10 protein-coding genes, 1 pseudogene and 1 riboswitch are annotated in these 13,461 nt (G+C 71.8%); of the genes and pseudogenes, 4 read left to right on the top strand and 7 right to left on the bottom strand.

All coding sequences use genetic code 11. The features are described 5' to 3' along the window. Positions 1-21 precede the first annotated feature (21 nt). Positions 22-1,236 carry a cytochrome P450 gene (locus RLT58_RS31845; RefSeq protein WP_311313807.1) on the bottom strand — a complete coding sequence of 405 codons (1,215 nt, stop codon included), beginning with the start codon at positions 1,234-1,236 and terminating at the stop codon, positions 22-24. Positions 1,237-1,338: 102 nt separating this feature from the next. Further along, positions 1,339-3,891, bottom strand: coding sequence for a SpoIIE family protein phosphatase (locus tag RLT58_RS31840; protein ID WP_311313806.1), 2,553 nt, complete (start codon positions 3,889-3,891; stop codon positions 1,339-1,341). Positions 3,892-3,981: 90 nt separating this feature from the next. Here RLT58_RS31840 and RLT58_RS31835 point away from each other — a divergent pair, with 90 nt between their 5' ends. Continuing rightward, the gene (locus RLT58_RS31835; RefSeq protein WP_311313805.1) at positions 3,982-4,152 is read left to right on the top strand and encodes a hypothetical protein; all 171 of its coding nucleotides are present in this window, start codon (positions 3,982-3,984) and stop codon (positions 4,150-4,152) included. Positions 4,153-4,261: 109 nt separating this feature from the next. On the opposite strand, the gene RLT58_RS31830 is transcribed toward RLT58_RS31835, so the two are convergent. Then, entirely contained in the window at positions 4,262-4,453 is a 192-nt protein-coding gene (locus RLT58_RS31830; protein ID WP_311313804.1) for an antitoxin, read from the bottom strand. A gap of 181 nt (positions 4,454-4,634) precedes the next feature. On the opposite strand from RLT58_RS31830, the gene RLT58_RS31825 reads away from it, so the two are divergent. Next, positions 4,635-6,278 (top strand): GMC oxidoreductase, encoded by a 1,644-nt coding sequence (locus RLT58_RS31825; RefSeq protein ID WP_311313803.1) that lies wholly within the window; start codon positions 4,635-4,637, stop codon positions 6,276-6,278. Positions 6,279-6,401: 123 nt separating this feature from the next. Here RLT58_RS31825 and RLT58_RS31820 read toward each other — a convergent pair whose 3' ends face one another. From RLT58_RS31820 to RLT58_RS31805, 4 genes are all read right to left on the bottom strand, one after another. Next, on the bottom strand, positions 6,402-6,881 hold the full coding sequence (locus RLT58_RS31820) for a carboxymuconolactone decarboxylase family protein (RefSeq protein WP_311313802.1): 480 nt from the start codon (positions 6,879-6,881) through the stop codon (positions 6,402-6,404). Further along, positions 6,878-7,957: an NAD(P)H-dependent amine dehydrogenase family protein gene (locus tag RLT58_RS31815; RefSeq protein ID WP_311313801.1), complete on the bottom strand. Its 1,080-nt coding sequence runs from the start codon at positions 7,955-7,957 to the stop codon at positions 6,878-6,880. Before RLT58_RS31815 ends, RLT58_RS31820 begins: the two co-directional genes overlap by 4 nt. A 103-nt stretch (positions 7,958-8,060) precedes the next feature. Continuing rightward, a complete protein-coding gene (locus RLT58_RS31810) occupies positions 8,061-9,560 on the bottom strand; it encodes an FG-GAP repeat protein (protein WP_311313800.1) in 1,500 nt (499 codons plus the stop codon). A 211-nt stretch (positions 9,561-9,771) separates the two neighbouring features. Beyond that, positions 9,772-10,650: a LysM peptidoglycan-binding domain-containing protein gene (locus RLT58_RS31805; RefSeq protein WP_311313799.1), complete on the bottom strand. Its 879-nt coding sequence runs from the start codon at positions 10,648-10,650 to the stop codon at positions 9,772-9,774. 5 nt (positions 10,651-10,655) lie between these two features. Continuing rightward, positions 10,656-10,838, bottom strand: a riboswitch (cyclic di-AMP (ydaO/yuaA leader). A gap of 480 nt (positions 10,839-11,318) precedes the next feature. Here RLT58_RS31805 and RLT58_RS31800 point away from each other — a divergent pair. Together RLT58_RS31800 and RLT58_RS31795 are read left to right on the top strand one after the other, a co-directional pair. Continuing rightward, positions 11,319-11,951: an isochorismatase family protein gene (locus tag RLT58_RS31800; RefSeq protein ID WP_311313798.1), complete on the top strand. Its 633-nt coding sequence runs from the start codon at positions 11,319-11,321 to the stop codon at positions 11,949-11,951. Between the two features lie 70 nt (positions 11,952-12,021). Next, positions 12,022-13,368 (top strand): annotated as a pseudogene (locus RLT58_RS31795) (condensation domain-containing protein); the annotation flags it as partial. Between the last annotated feature and the right edge of the window lie 93 nt (positions 13,369-13,461).

The raw sequence follows: 13,461 nt of genomic DNA, 5'->3' as shown, positions 1-13,461 counted from the left end.
CTCGTCGTCGTACAGCGGAGGTCACCAGGTGACCGGCAGCCTGAACACCCCCTGGACGGAGCCGCCCGGCTTGATGCCCAGGGCGTCGAGGGGTTCGGTCAGCCGCAACGTCGGGATGCGGGTGGCGAGTTCGTGGAGGGCGATCTCCAGTTCGGCGCGTGCGAGGTTCTGGCCGATGCACTGGTGGACGCCGTAGCCGAAGGCGAGGTGGTGGCGGGTGCCGCGCCGGACGTCGAGGGTGTCGGGGTCGGTGAAGATCTGCGGCGAGCGGTTGGCCGCGGCGTTCGGCAGGTAGACACCGTCGCCCTCCTTGACGACGACTCCGCCGATCTCGATGTCGGCGGCCGCCACCCGCTGGAGCTCGTCGGCGACCGAGAGGAAGCGCAGCAGTTCCTCGACCGCCCCGGAAGCGACGTCCGGGTCGTTGCGCAACTCGGTGAGCTGGTCGGGGTGTTCGAGCAGGGTGAGCACACTCAGACCGATCATGTTCGCGGTCGTCTCGTGCCCGGCGACCAGCAGGAACATCGCGATGGAGGCCAGCTCGAGGCGCTCCAGCTGCCCGGTGGCCAGCCGCTCGACGATCAGTTCGTCGAGCAGCCCCTCCCCCGGCTTCGCCTCCTTGGCCGCGATGAGTTCGCCGAAGTAGCCGACCAGGGCCGCGCTGGCGTCGGACGCCTCCTGCGCGGTGCTGGTCGCCTGCACCATCCGGCTCGTCTGCTGCTCGAAGAAGTCGTGGTCGGAGTAGGGGACGCCGAGCAGTTCGCAGATGACGGTGGAGGGCACCGGCAGCGCGAACTCGGGCACGAGGTCGGCTGTGGTCCTCCCGTCGGCGAGCAGGGCGTCGATCTTCTCGCCGACGATGCGCCGGATGGCGGGCCGCAGCGAGTTGACGCGCTTGACCGTGAAGCTGGGGATCAGCATGCGGCGCTGGATGTCGTGCTCCGGCGGGTCCATCCCCACCAGCGCGGTGAGCTTGGCGGCCGCCATGCGCGGGACGAGCACCGGAAAGTCGGGGCGGGTCCGGTCGGAGGAGAGCCGGGGGTCGACGAGCAGCCGGCGGGTCTCCTCGTAGCCGGTGACGACCCAGGCCACCCGGCCGTCGTACAGCCGCACGCGCGCGAGCGGCCCTTCCTTGCGCAGCTCCTGGTACCCGGCCGGCGGGTGGTAGGGGCAGCCGCGCGTCATCGGGAATTCCGGCAGCCCTACGGTCTCGGTCGTCACGGTGTCGATGCTCATGCGGCCCCCAGGCACTCGGTTCACAGCCGGCTCTCCGGTGTGAACCGGCATTGTCGGGAGGGCGCATTAAGGAGTTCTAAAGCCGCCTGCCGGGCGGGCTTGTCAGCGTGCGGCGCCGTCGTCGTCCCGGCCTGCCCAGCGGGCGGCGAGCAGCAGCGCGATGTCGTCGGGCCGGTCCGGTGCCTGCCGGGCCCGCCGGATCACCTGGTCCGCCGTCTCGGTCAGGGAGGCCGCGCCGAGCCCGGTGATCGTACGGCGCAGCCGCTCGACACCGTCGTCGATGTCCTGGCCCGCCTGCTCGACCATGCCGTCGGTGTACAGGACGAGCAGCGCGCCCGGGTCCAGATGGAGTTCGGTGACGGGGTAGGACGCGTCGGGGTCGATGCCGAGGACTACGCCGCCGGGCAGGTCCATGACCTCGGCGGTGCCGTCGGGGCGGCGCAGCACGGGCTGCGGGTGCCCGGCCCGCACGGCGTACGTCTGTCCGGTGGCCGGGTCCATGACGATGTAGCAGCAGCTGGCGAACTGGCCGGAGTCGAGGTCGATGAGCAGCCGGTTGGTGCCGCTCATCACCTCCTGCGGGTCGTGCCCGCTGAGGGCGAAGGCGCGTACGGCGCTGCGGAGTTGTCCCATGGTCGCGGCGGCGGCGACGCCGTGGCCCTGGACGTCGCCGATGACGAGGGCGAGTCTGCGGCCGGTCTCGATCACGTCGTACCAGTCGCCGCCGACGTCCATGCCCTGGGTGCCGGCGAGGTAGCGGCCCTCGGTGTCGATGCCGTTCACGACGGGCAGCCGGTGCGGCAGCAGGGCGTCCTGGAGTCCTCGGGCGAGGGCGGCCTCGTTGTCGTAGCGCTGGGCGCGTTGCAGGGCCTGGGCGATGAGGCCGGCCAGTGCGGTGAGGACCGTGCGTTCCTCGGGGCTGAAGCCGCGCGGCTGGTCGAAGCCGAGGATGCAGGAGCCGACGAGCCGGCCGGAGGCGATCAGGGGCAGGAAGGCGCGGGCGCCGACATCGGCGTCCATGGGGATGCCGGGGTAGGCGGCGGCCAGGCGCTGCATCGACTCGAAGAAGATGGGGCGCCCGGTGGTCAGCGTCTCGACGCCGGGGATGCGGGCGTCGAGGCCGACGGCGTCGAACCGGTCGAGGAAGCCCTTGGGGAAGCCGGTCTCCCACTCCAGGTAGAGGTGGCCCTCCTTGAGCAGGTAGATCGCCAGCTGGCGCCCGCCGAAGGCGGGCAGCAGTTCCTCGGTGACCACGGCGGAGACCTGCCGGGCGGTGACGGCCTCGGTGAGCGCGATGGCCAGCGCGACCGGCCGGTAGAGGGCGGCGGACCGGTCGGCCGGGGAGCCGAGACCGAGGCCCGGGGAGACGACGGAGTCGGGTGTGTAGGCCGGCTCCTCGGTGGGGGTGAGGACGGCGGTGAGGCCGTCGTGGCCGGGGTAGAGGGAGACGGAGAGCCAGGGCGGCGGGTTGCGGCGGGCGGTGAAGTGGACCGGGGCGTCGGAGATCATCGCGGCCCGGTAGTGGTCCTCGTAGGCGGGGTTCGCGAACCAGGGGACGGCCTCCCACAGGACGCGCCCGACCAGTTCGGAGCGGACGCGGCCGAGGATCTCCTCGGCCAGGCGGTTGATGTAGGTGATCCGGCCGAAGCGGTCGAGCGAGAAGATGCCGCGCGGCAGCCGGTCGGCCGCCTCGGCGACGACCGGGCCGATGCCCAGGTCGACCAGGAAGCCGGTCAGATGGCCGCCCCGCCCGCCGCCGCCGCGGCGGCCGGAGACCTCCAGCAGATGGGAGCGCCCGTCCGGGCCCCGCAGCCGCATTCTCCGTACGACCGGTCCGTCCGCTCCGGCCGCCTGGCGCGCGAGGGCCCACAGGCCGTACACGTCCTCCGGTGCGAGCCGCGCGGCCAGCGCCTCGATGGTGCCCGGGAAGCGCCCGGGGCCGGTGCCGAGGATCGCGCACAGCTCGTCGTCCGCGCCGACGGCGCCCGTTTCCAGGTTCCAGTCGAAGCGGCCGATCCGGACGGGCGGGGCGCTGGCGGCCGGGAGCTGGACGGGGAGCGGTTCCCCGTCCCACACGGGCTCCCCGCCGGCCGCCGCCAGGGCGGAGAGCGCGGAGCCGAGCCGGTCGGCGACGCCGTGCAGTCTGCGGCGGTCGAGGGCCCGCACCTGCTCGCCGGGGGCGGCCGCGCGCATGACGACCAGTACCCCGACGGATTCGCCGTCGCTGACGACCGGCATGTACAGGGACCCGAAGGGAAAGGGCAGGCCGGCCATCAGCTGCGGGAAGCGGCGCATGGCCTCCTCGGTGTCGGCGAGGTAGACGGGCTGTCCGGAGCGGAAGGCCTCGGCCACCGGGAAGGGCCGGTTCACATGCATCCGCCACCAGGGGCGGAAGAGCAGGCCGGGCAGCCCCGCCAGCACGGCGAGCCGCAGCAGGCCTGGGGTGTGCGAGCGCAGGTAGACCCCGCCGGCCTGTCCGCCGGTGGACTCGATGGCGCTCACGACGGCCTGTGCGAGCACCAGCGAGAGTTCGTCCGGCGCCCGGCCGTCGTTCGCTCTGCCGGTCGGGGTGCCGCTCTCGCCGAGCGACGTATGCCGGGCCGCGCCGTACCAGGTCACACAGCCAGCATGCTCCCCGGCCGCCGGTGCGCGCATGTCAGGAAGCCTCCCAGGACCGAAATGCACTCTTCCTGCATGTATGCAACTCTGAAGGCGGCCCGTCGTCCGCCAACAGGAGGAGCGATCATGGGCAAGAAGCAGAGCCGGCAGAACCGCGGCTCCCGCGCCGGCGGTCATGAACGCACGTCGGCCGCGGAGTCCAAGGAGCAGACCGCGACGACGCCCGCGCCCGACGCGGCGAAGGCGATCACCGAGCAGGTCTCCCACAAGCGCGAGCGGAAGTTCGGCCACAACTGATCTTCCGTACCCCGCCGTCACCGCATTACACCGGAGCGGCGGACGCCATCACCGATGGCGTCCGCCGCTCCTTCGTCCGTGGCGTGACTGGTCCTGTGCCGGACAGGTCCTAGCGTTCGCCGGCGGGCGGCTTGTGGTCGCCGCCGAGTTGGTCATTGAGCTTCTGCTGGGCGGAATCGACCTGTCCGCTGTACTTGTTGCCGGTCTTCTTGTCGACGAAGTCGCCACCCTTCTCGACTCCCTGGCGGGCCTGGTCGGGGTGCCCCTTGATCAGACCCTTGATCTTGTCGAGCATGCTCATGACTGTCCTCCTCATGGAACGCTGACCCTCCCAGCATCCACGCGATGTCCCGGTGCCGCACCCCGGGACGGTGAGCACGCGAGGGCCTCCGCCACCGGAAATTACCCGCAGGTATGTAGTGACTTCTCTACCGGGCGACAGTAGAACTCGTTCCCATTCGACCGAGAGTGAGGAACGTCATATGACCGATTCGACCTTACCCGACAAGGGCTCCGGCGGGGTGTCACGTCGCCGGTTCATCGCTAGAACAGGTTTCATCATGGGGGCGGCGGCGCTCTCCGGGCACGCCACCGCAGCCCAGGCGCGCACCACCGGTGCGGCCGCCGTGATCGGCAACGGCGACCACGTCCCGGTCCTGGTGATCGGCACCGGCTACGGCGGCTCCGTCGCCGCCCTGCGGCTGGCCCGGGCCGGCATCCACGTCCACATGGTCGAGATGGGGATGTCCTGGGACACCCCGGGGTCCGACGGCAAGATCTTCGCCAACACGACCAAGCCCGACGGCCGCTCGTACTGGCTGCGCACCAAGACCAAGCAGCCCCTCAGCAACTTCCTCGGCTTCCCCATCGACAAGTCGATCCCCCGGTACACCGGCATCCTGGACGCCGAGGAGTTCAGCGGCATCACGGTGTACCAGGGACGCGGCGTCGGCGGCGGCTCACTGGTGAACGGCGGCATGGCCGTCACACCCAAGCGGGAGAACTTCGGCGCGGTCCTCCCGACCGTCGGCGCCGACGAGATGTACGCGACCTACTACCCGCGCGCCAACGCCGGACTCGGGGTCGCCACCGTCGACCCGGCATGGTTCGACACCGTGGACTGCTACCAGTACGCGCGCGTCGGCCGCAAGCACGCCCAGCGCTCCGGCTTCCCCTTCGTCTTCGTGCCCGACGTGTACGACTGGGACTACATGAAGCAGGAGGCGGCCGGGACCGTACCGAAGTCGGCTCTGGACGGTGAGATCCTCTACGGCAACAACTACGGCAAGAAGTCGCTGCAGAAGACGTATCTCGCCCAGGCGGCCGCCACCGGCAAGGTCACCGTCTCCCCGCTGCACCAGGTGACGTCGGTGTCCCCCGCGCAGGGCGGCGGATACACGGTCCTCATCGAGGAGCTGCGCACCGACGGCGGCGTGGCGGCCACCAAGACGGTCAGGGCCGACCGGGTGTTCTTCGCCGCGGGCAGCGTCGGCACCAGCAAGCTGCTGACCCGGCTGAAGGCCACCGGCGCCCTGCCCGGCCTCAACGACGAGATCGGCAAGGGCTGGGGCGACAACGGCAACGTCATGTGCGGGCGGGCCAACCACCTCTGGGACCCCACCGGTTCGGTCCAGTCGAGCATCCCCTGCGGCGGCATCGACAACTGGGCGGCGGGGGGCGCCTTCGCCGAGGTCGCCCCGCTGCCCACCGGCATCGAGACCTTCGCCTCGTTCTATCTGTCCATCACCAAGAACCCCCACCGCGCCCAGTTCTCCTGGAACGCCGCGACGGGCAAGGTCGAGCTGAACTGGCAGACGGCCTGGAAGCAGCCCTCCATCGACATGGCGAAGACGATCTTCGACAAGATCAACGCCAAGGAGGGGACGATCTACCGGACGGACCTGTTCGGGGTCTACAAGATCTGGGGCGACCACCTCACCTACCACCCGCTCGGCGGCGCGGTCCTCGACAAGGCCACCGACAACTACGGGCGCCTGCACGGCCATCCGGGTCTGTATGTCATCGACGGCTCGCTGATCCCGGGCAACACCAGCGTCAACCCGTTCGTCACCATCACGGCACTCGCCGAACGCAACATCGAGAAGATCATCGCCACCGACCTGTGACAGCGGGTACGGGGAGGCGATGCGTCCAGTAGGAGGCGGAGGGCGGGCCTCCTACTGGATACGCGCCGCCGGACACGCGCCGCCGGACACGCGCCGCGACCGGGCTGTCCGCCGGCAGCCCGTTCACTGGCCCGGCAGCACACACACCGCGTCGAGACCGAGCACATGGTTGAGCCGGCCGAACGCCAGCCAGGAACCGATGCTCATGCTCAGCTCGACGATCTCCCGCTGGCTGTAGTGCGCCGTCATCCGCTCCCAGAACGCGTCGTCCAGTCCGTGGTGGTCCAGGGCGTAGCGCTCCGCGTACTCGGCGGCCAGCCGGGTGCGGTCGTCGAAGACCCCGGTCGTACGCCAGTCGCTCACCGCGTCGGCGAACTCCTCCTCGACCTTCTGCCCGTCGCGTTCGGTGCGCCAGTCCAGGCAGAACAGGCACCCGTTGATCTGCGCGATCCGCAGCCGGGCCGCCTCGAACTCGCGCAGCCCGAGCGTGGTGTGCTGGTAGACCGACAGCGAGAAGTTGGCCGCGGCCATGCCGATCCCGGGGACCATGTCGCCCCACACGTATCCGATCGGCTCCTGGCCCTCGGGGATGTCGATGATCATGGCTGTTTCCTTCCGAGTCGGCCGGCCGCGGGACGCAGGGGTACGTCGAGCGCGTCGTAGAGTCCGGGTTCCGCGTCCACCAGCCAGTCGATGGCGTTCACCAGCCGGCCGACCGCGGTGGCGTTGCCGCCCGCCGAGCGGTTCTCGTCCTCGTCACTGGCCTCGACGGTGACCTCGATGCGCGGCCGGCCCTCGATGATCACCCGGTGGGCCCCGGCCCCGTCGGGCGGTGAGGGCCAGTCCGGGGCGCAGGAGGCGTGGATCCGGGTGATGTGCTCGATGACGATGCGCGGCTCGCCCCCGACGATGCCCTGGACCTCGAACCGCACCGCCCCCTGGGTGCCGGCCTCGAACTCCCCCATCGTCCGGGTGCTCACCGTCGTCTCCAGCGCTCGGCGCGCCATGGTCTCGCGGATGTCGTCGAGCTCGACGCCCAGGGCCCGGGCCATCAGGCGTATCTGGCCGCCCCACACCATGGTCGGGACGGTGGCGGCGAGCATCAGGGGCTCGTAGTCCATGGGGTGGCCCATGCCGATCAGATGGCGGACCGAGTCGGGCTGGTCGTAGGTGGAGTAGTCGAAGATCTCCTGGCAGCGGACGGCGTCGACCGTGCTGCCGAGGCCGCTGATCAGGAGGGGCAGGACGTCGTTGCCCCAGCCGGGGTCGACGCCGGAGACGAAGAGGGAGCCGCCGCCCTCGGCGACGGCCGCGAGCACCGGGTCGCGCAGCTCGGGCGGGGCGCCCCGCTGGTCGTACAGGGCGTACAGGGCGGGGGTGACGACGACGGCGCCCGCCGCGACCGCCCGGGTGATGTCGGCCAGCGCCTCGTCGGGGCGGATGTCGCCGGAGGCGGCGTACACCACGGCACGGGGGGCGGCGGCCAGCACCGCGTCGATGCCGTCGGTCGCGGCGACACCCACGTCGCGCCCCAGGAGCCCGAGTTCACCGGCATCGCGGCCCACCTTGGCGGGGTCGTGGACGAGTACGTGTGCGAGTTGCAGGGCCGGATGCGCCTCGACGGCGCGGATGGCCGCGCGGCCGACATTGCCGGTTCCCCAGACCACCGTGGAAATCATGCGGCGGAGGGTAGCGCGCGGGATGAAAGGTTCATAGTGGCATCGCGCACCCGTTTCCGGAGGGCGGGGCGGGGCTCCGTGCCCCGCCCTCCGGCCGGTCCCGCTACTCGTCGATCGCGGCTCCGAGCCGGGCGCCCGCCCTCGGTGCGCCGAGCGATCCGCCGTCGAAGGTCCACGAGCCGGAGGCCGTCACGCCGCCGGCCGCGGCGGGGAGCACCCAGACGACACCGTTGAGCGTGTCCTCACCGGGAGCGGCGGCCAGCAGGCCGAAACGCCCGTCGCGGTCGGGGTCGGTCAGCCTGACCTGGCCGCCCCAGTTGTCGCCCCGCTCGGGGACGCCCGGTACGTCTGCGGAGTCCTGGTCCCACGAGGCGGCGCCGGCGGCGGTCAGCCCGCCGGCCGCGCCGCGCAGCACCCAGACGGCTCCCGCGTCCAGGACCGCGCCGACGTCCTCGCCGGGGGCTCCGACGGCCACGTCAGCGAAGCCGTCGCCGTCGGTGTCCGCCACGGACAGGTCGGTGCCCCAGCCGTCGCCGCGCTCGGATGTGCCGGGGATGCCCGGCGAGTCCTGCGTCCACCAGACCGGCGGAGTACCCGGGCCGTCGGCGCCGACGACGGGGCCGTCGCCCTCGCTGCCGTAGTAGACGCCGATCACCCCGCCGTCCCCCGCCCCGCCGCCGTTGTCGTCGGGGCGGCTCGGGTCCGCCGTAACGAGGTCGTCGAAGCCGTCGTTGTTGATGTCCCCCGAGGCGACGGACGGGCCGCCCCGCAGCGAGCGCTCGAAGCGGAGCCCCTGCACCTGGCCGGAGAAGTAGGCGGACCAGCCCTTGCCGGAGTCGGTGCCCGTGGTCGTTCCGGAGACGACGAGGTCGGCGAGGCCGTTGCCGTCGTAGTCGCCCGTGGTCAGCGCCTTGGGCGCGATCTCGTGGCCGGGGTCGGCCGGGATGTCCTCGCGTGCGGTGGGCGCCAGGGGTGCGGTGCCCTTCTTCAGCAGGGCCGCGTCGTACTGGAACAGCGTGAGATCGGAGCGGTCGGTCACGGCCAGCTGGTCGCCCGGGATGTCGGGGCTGAAGTGGGCCGCCGCGAGGGCGGTGCCGAACCGGTCGGACGCGGTGGGCTCGCCGGCCTGCAGCCAGTCGCTGTCCGCCCCCGAGAGCCCCTGCGGGGAGCCCCACAGCACGACGGCCCCACCGGCGTCGGCCAGGGGTTCGACGTCCTCGCCGGGTACGCCCACGATCGCGTCGTCGTAGCCGTCCCCGTCCAGGTCGCCGGTGGCCAGGGCGGCGCCGAAGGCGTCGCCCGCCTCGGCCGCGCCGCGCACCCCGGCCGAGTTCTGGCTGAAGACGGCGGACCGGGTGGTCCCGATGCCGGTGGAGGCGCCGTACTGCACGGTCACGTAGCCCGCGCCCTTCTTGCCGTCGACGGTCCCGCCGGGCGCGCCGATGAGCACGTCCTCGTGGCCGTCGCCGTTGAAATCGGTGTTGCGGTCGCTCGACCGCGTTCCGCCGGGTGTGCCGGCGTGAGCGGCGGGCGCGGTGATCGCGGCCCCCGCCAGCAGGAGAAAGGAGGCCGCGACGACAGCGGCCGGACGAGAGGTACGCACGAACGGCTCCTCGGTTCAAGGACGACCGGGCGGAGTCCGGGGGAAGCCGGGAAGGGCCCGTTACCTCCCTGGCCCCCTGTTCGACCGCCTCTGGGGCACAAGGGTTGTACGGCATGCGAAAAGGGGTGGAAGGGAGCGGTTTCGCTCCCTTCCACCCCTGCTCACCGTTCCGCCCCGAGCGCGGAACCGCTGAGACCGGCGGGCGCCTGGATCAGTAGGCGCCGAACACGTTGTCGATCGAGCCGTACGTGGCGGCGGCGTAGTTGCACGCGGCCGTGATGTTGGCGACCGGGTCCAGGATGTCCATGGACGTACCGGGCACGTGGTAGGCGTCGAACGTGGGCTGGATGACCTGGAGGAGACCCTTCGAGGGGGTGCCCGCGGCGGCGTTCGAGTCCCAGTTGTTGACGACCTGGGGGTTGCCCGAGGACTCGCGGATGATGTTGCGGTAGATGCCGTCGTAGCTGCCGGGGATGCCGTGCTCGGCCATGACCGCCAGCGACTCCTTGATCCAGCCGTCGAGGTCGTTCGTGTACGACGTCGCGGTCTGCGCCGGCGTGGTGGCGGCGGTCTCCTCGGCGACAGGGGTGGCCGTGGTGCGCTCGGAACGGTCGGCGCGGGGGGCGCTCTCGGTCCGGTCGGCCGACTGCGCGGAGGCGCCGGAGTTGTTCTCGGCCTTGGACGGGGCCTTCGGCGCGGACTTCGGAGCGGCGGCGGTGGACTTGGCGCCGATGGTCAGCTTCAGGCCCGGGTGAATGAGGTCGGGATTGCCGCCGACGACGTTCCGGTTGTCCTTGTAGAGCCGCTCCCAGCCGCCGGTGAGGGAATGCCCCTTGGCGATCTTGTAAAGCGAATCGCCGGAGACCACGGAATAGGTGGTGGGCGTCGCCTTCCGTACGGCAATTTCCTTGCCGGCCACGGAAGTCGGGGCCGCGGCCTTTTCGGCGACGACGGACTGCGCCGGGGCGGCGGAAGCCGATCCGGCGGCGATCATGGGGAGTGCGAGAACGACTCCGCCCGTGCTCACGGCAATGAAACCGCGGGTCAGGGGCGTGGACTTGGCACGGCGGTGCTTACCCTTGATGGGCATGGCGCTTTTCCTCTCCGCCGCCTGCGAGGTGAGCTGTCGGGTTCGGACTGGAGATGTCCGGCCGCACATGGCGACTTCACCCCTAGCCGCTCCGGATACCGGACCGGCGGCAAACCTGGGTCCCCCGCTCCTGCCGTACGTGAGTGGTCGGGTTACCGGACGGCGGCAGGATTCGGCGTTCCATCCGGATTGACGGCGACCGTAAGCGAGAAACGTCGGCCGAAACAAGCCCGGAATTCGTGATCACAATTGATTGCAAGATCGAATAAAGGGAAATTCACGTGACCGACCGCACAGGGCGAAGTCAACTTTCTTGGCACGACAGGGAACCGAAGCCCTCGGCGTCGCGTCTTCACGGGGAAACGTGACGCTGGCCACTGCGCCCGAAAGGGGCGATTTGGCGGCCCTTAGCAGCTTTTGGCATGGAAATAAGGGGCCGGGGAGAGCAATAGCCCCTTAATGCCGATAATTACCCAATACGGACAATCCGCCACTTCGTGCGGCGCGACTCGCGGGTCCGGGCCCCGTTCCGCCCCACCCGGCCGCATCGCCGTCATATGGTTAGCCTAACCTAAGTAGCCCGAGCCGATCATGGCGCTTCCGGGCGCTCCCCTGCCCTGAATCGGCGTCAGTCGCCCCGGCTCCCCACGGCATTGAAAGGCTCTCCCATGGCACTGCCCGCCATCGCCCCCTATCCCCTTCCCGGCGCGGACGAACTCCCCGCGAACCGGGTCGCGTGGACCGTCGATCCGGCGCGTGCCGTCCTGCTCGTCCACGACCTCCAGAATCACTTCCTCGGGGCCTTCGCCGCCGGCGAGCAGCCGCTGACCGGGATGCTCGACAACACCGCCCGCCTCGTCGGGGAGTGCCGGCGCACCGGCATCCCGGTGATCTACTCGGCCCAGCGCGGCGGCCAGACGGCCGAGGAGCGCGGCCTCCAGCTCGACTTCTGGGGTCCCGGCGCGGCGGACGACCCCGAGGCGCTGGCCATGCCGGAGTCCGTGGCACCCGCCGCCGGTGACACGGTGCTCACCAAGTGGAAGTACAGCGCCTTCGTCCGTACCGAACTGGAGTCACTGGTACGGGAGTCGGGCCGGGACCAGCTGGTGATCACCGGCGTGTACGCGCACATCGGGGTGCTCATGAGCGCCGCCGACGCGTGGATGCGGGACATTCAGGCGTTCGTCGTGGCCGACGCCGTCGCCGACTTCTCACGCGAGGACCACGACATGGCGCTGCGCTGGGCCGCCGGCCGCTGCGCGGTCGTAACCACCACCGACACCGTCCTCGCGGAGATCTGAGTCCCATGGCCCGCACGCCGGAGCAGATCCGCGACGATGCCGGGGCCCGGCCGCCGCTGCGGGAGGTCTCATGACCGTCCTGCTCACCGGGGACACCGGCACCACGCCGGACGGGCCGCCCGAGCCGTCCGGGCCGCGCAGGACGGACACCGTGCTGCCGTTGACGGCGGCGCAGGCGGGCGCGTGGCATGCGCGGCACGCCGGTCCGCGCGGCCCCGCTCAGCACCTCGCGGAGTGCCTGGAGATCTCCGGACCGCTGGATCCGGCGGTCTTCGCGGCCGCGCTGCGCCGGGTGACGGCCGAGACCGACGCGCTGCGCGTGCGGATCGAGGACTCCCCCGAGGGCCCCGTCCAGCGCATCGCCCCCTCGGCCGACCCGGCGCTCACCGTGCACGACCTGCGGGGCGCGCCCGACGCGGACCTGCGGGCGGAGACGTGGATGCGGGCCGACCTGGACGCGCCGTGCGATCCGGCGGCGGGTCCGCTGTTCCGGCACGCGCTGTTCCGGGTCGGGGAGGAGCGCTGGCTCTGGTACCTGCGCGTCCACCACCTGGCCATGGACGCCTACGGCTGCTGCCTCCTCGTGCGGCGCACGGCCGAGGTCCACACGGCGTTCGCCCGGGGCGGCGACCCCGGCCGGCGCCCCTTCGGCACCCTGACCGAGCTCGTCGCGCAGGACGCCGGATACCGGGCTTCGGGCGCCTTCGACGCGGACCGCGCCCACTGGTCGGCGGCCTTCGCCGACCGGCCGGAGGCTCCGGGGCTCGCAGGCCGGGCCGCGCCGCCCTCGGGTACGTTCCTGCGGCGCACCACACATCTGGGCCCCCGGACCACCGCACGGGTGCGGGATCTCGCCACCCTGCTCCGTGCCACCTGGCCGGAGGTGACGATCGCCGCCCAGGCCCTGTACCTGTCGCGGGCCGCGGACCGCCCGGAGGTGGTGATCGGGCTGCCGATGCCGGGCCGGGTGGGGCCGGCCGCCCTTCGGGTGCCGGGCATGGTGACGAACGTACTGCCGCTGCGGCTGACCGTCGCGCCGGGCACGACCTTCCCCGGGCTGGTGCGGCAGGTGGTCCTCGGCGTCCGCAGGACCCGCAGCCACCAGCGCTACCGCTGCGAGGACATCCACCGCGACCTGCGGCTGTCCGGGGCGGCCCGGGGTCTCGCCGGGCCGCGCGTCCACGCCCTGCCGTTCGACTACGCCGTGGACTTCGCCGGAGCGCCGGCCCGGGCCCGCAATCTGTCGGCGGGGCCGGTCGACGATCTGACCGTCACCGTCCACGACCGCGCCGACGGCCTCGGGCTGCGCGTCGACCACGACGGCCATCCGGCGCTGTACGACGAGGCCGCGCTCGCCGCCCACCAGGAACGCTTCGTGCACCTGCTGGAGCGGCTCACCGGGGGCGGCCCGCACACCCGGCCGCTCGCCTGACGGACGCCGGGACCGTCACGGCCGCAGCCGCCCGGCCGCCTCCGGTACGGCCCTGCACCCGGGACGAGGTGCACCGGC

Source organism: Streptomyces sp. ITFR-16, from assembly GCF_031844705.1.
GTDB lineage: Bacteria > Actinomycetota > Actinomycetes > Streptomycetales > Streptomycetaceae > Streptomyces.
Note: the sequence above shows the minus strand (reverse complement) of the source record. Positions and strands in the feature narration are given on the sequence as shown.

Coding starts and splice junctions, on each gene's coding strand:
- RLT58_RS31845 (WP_311313807.1), bottom strand. CDS start 1,236: ATGAGCATCGACACCGTGACGACCGAGACCGTAGGGCTGCCGGAATTC.
- RLT58_RS31840 (WP_311313806.1), bottom strand. CDS start 3,891: ATGCGCGCACCGGCGGCCGGGGAGCATGCTGGCTGTGTGACCTGGTAC.
- RLT58_RS31835 (WP_311313805.1), top strand. CDS start 3,982: ATGGGCAAGAAGCAGAGCCGGCAGAACCGCGGCTCCCGCGCCGGCGGT.
- RLT58_RS31830 (WP_311313804.1), bottom strand. CDS start 4,453: ATGAGCATGCTCGACAAGATCAAGGGTCTGATCAAGGGGCACCCCGAC.
- RLT58_RS31825 (WP_311313803.1), top strand. CDS start 4,635: ATGACCGATTCGACCTTACCCGACAAGGGCTCCGGCGGGGTGTCACGT.
- RLT58_RS31820 (WP_311313802.1), bottom strand. CDS start 6,881: ATGATCATCGACATCCCCGAGGGCCAGGAGCCGATCGGATACGTGTGG.
- RLT58_RS31815 (WP_311313801.1), bottom strand. CDS start 7,957: ATGATTTCCACGGTGGTCTGGGGAACCGGCAATGTCGGCCGCGCGGCC.
- RLT58_RS31805 (WP_311313799.1), bottom strand. CDS start 10,650: ATGCCCATCAAGGGTAAGCACCGCCGTGCCAAGTCCACGCCCCTGACC.
- RLT58_RS31800 (WP_311313798.1), top strand. CDS start 11,319: ATGGCACTGCCCGCCATCGCCCCCTATCCCCTTCCCGGCGCGGACGAA.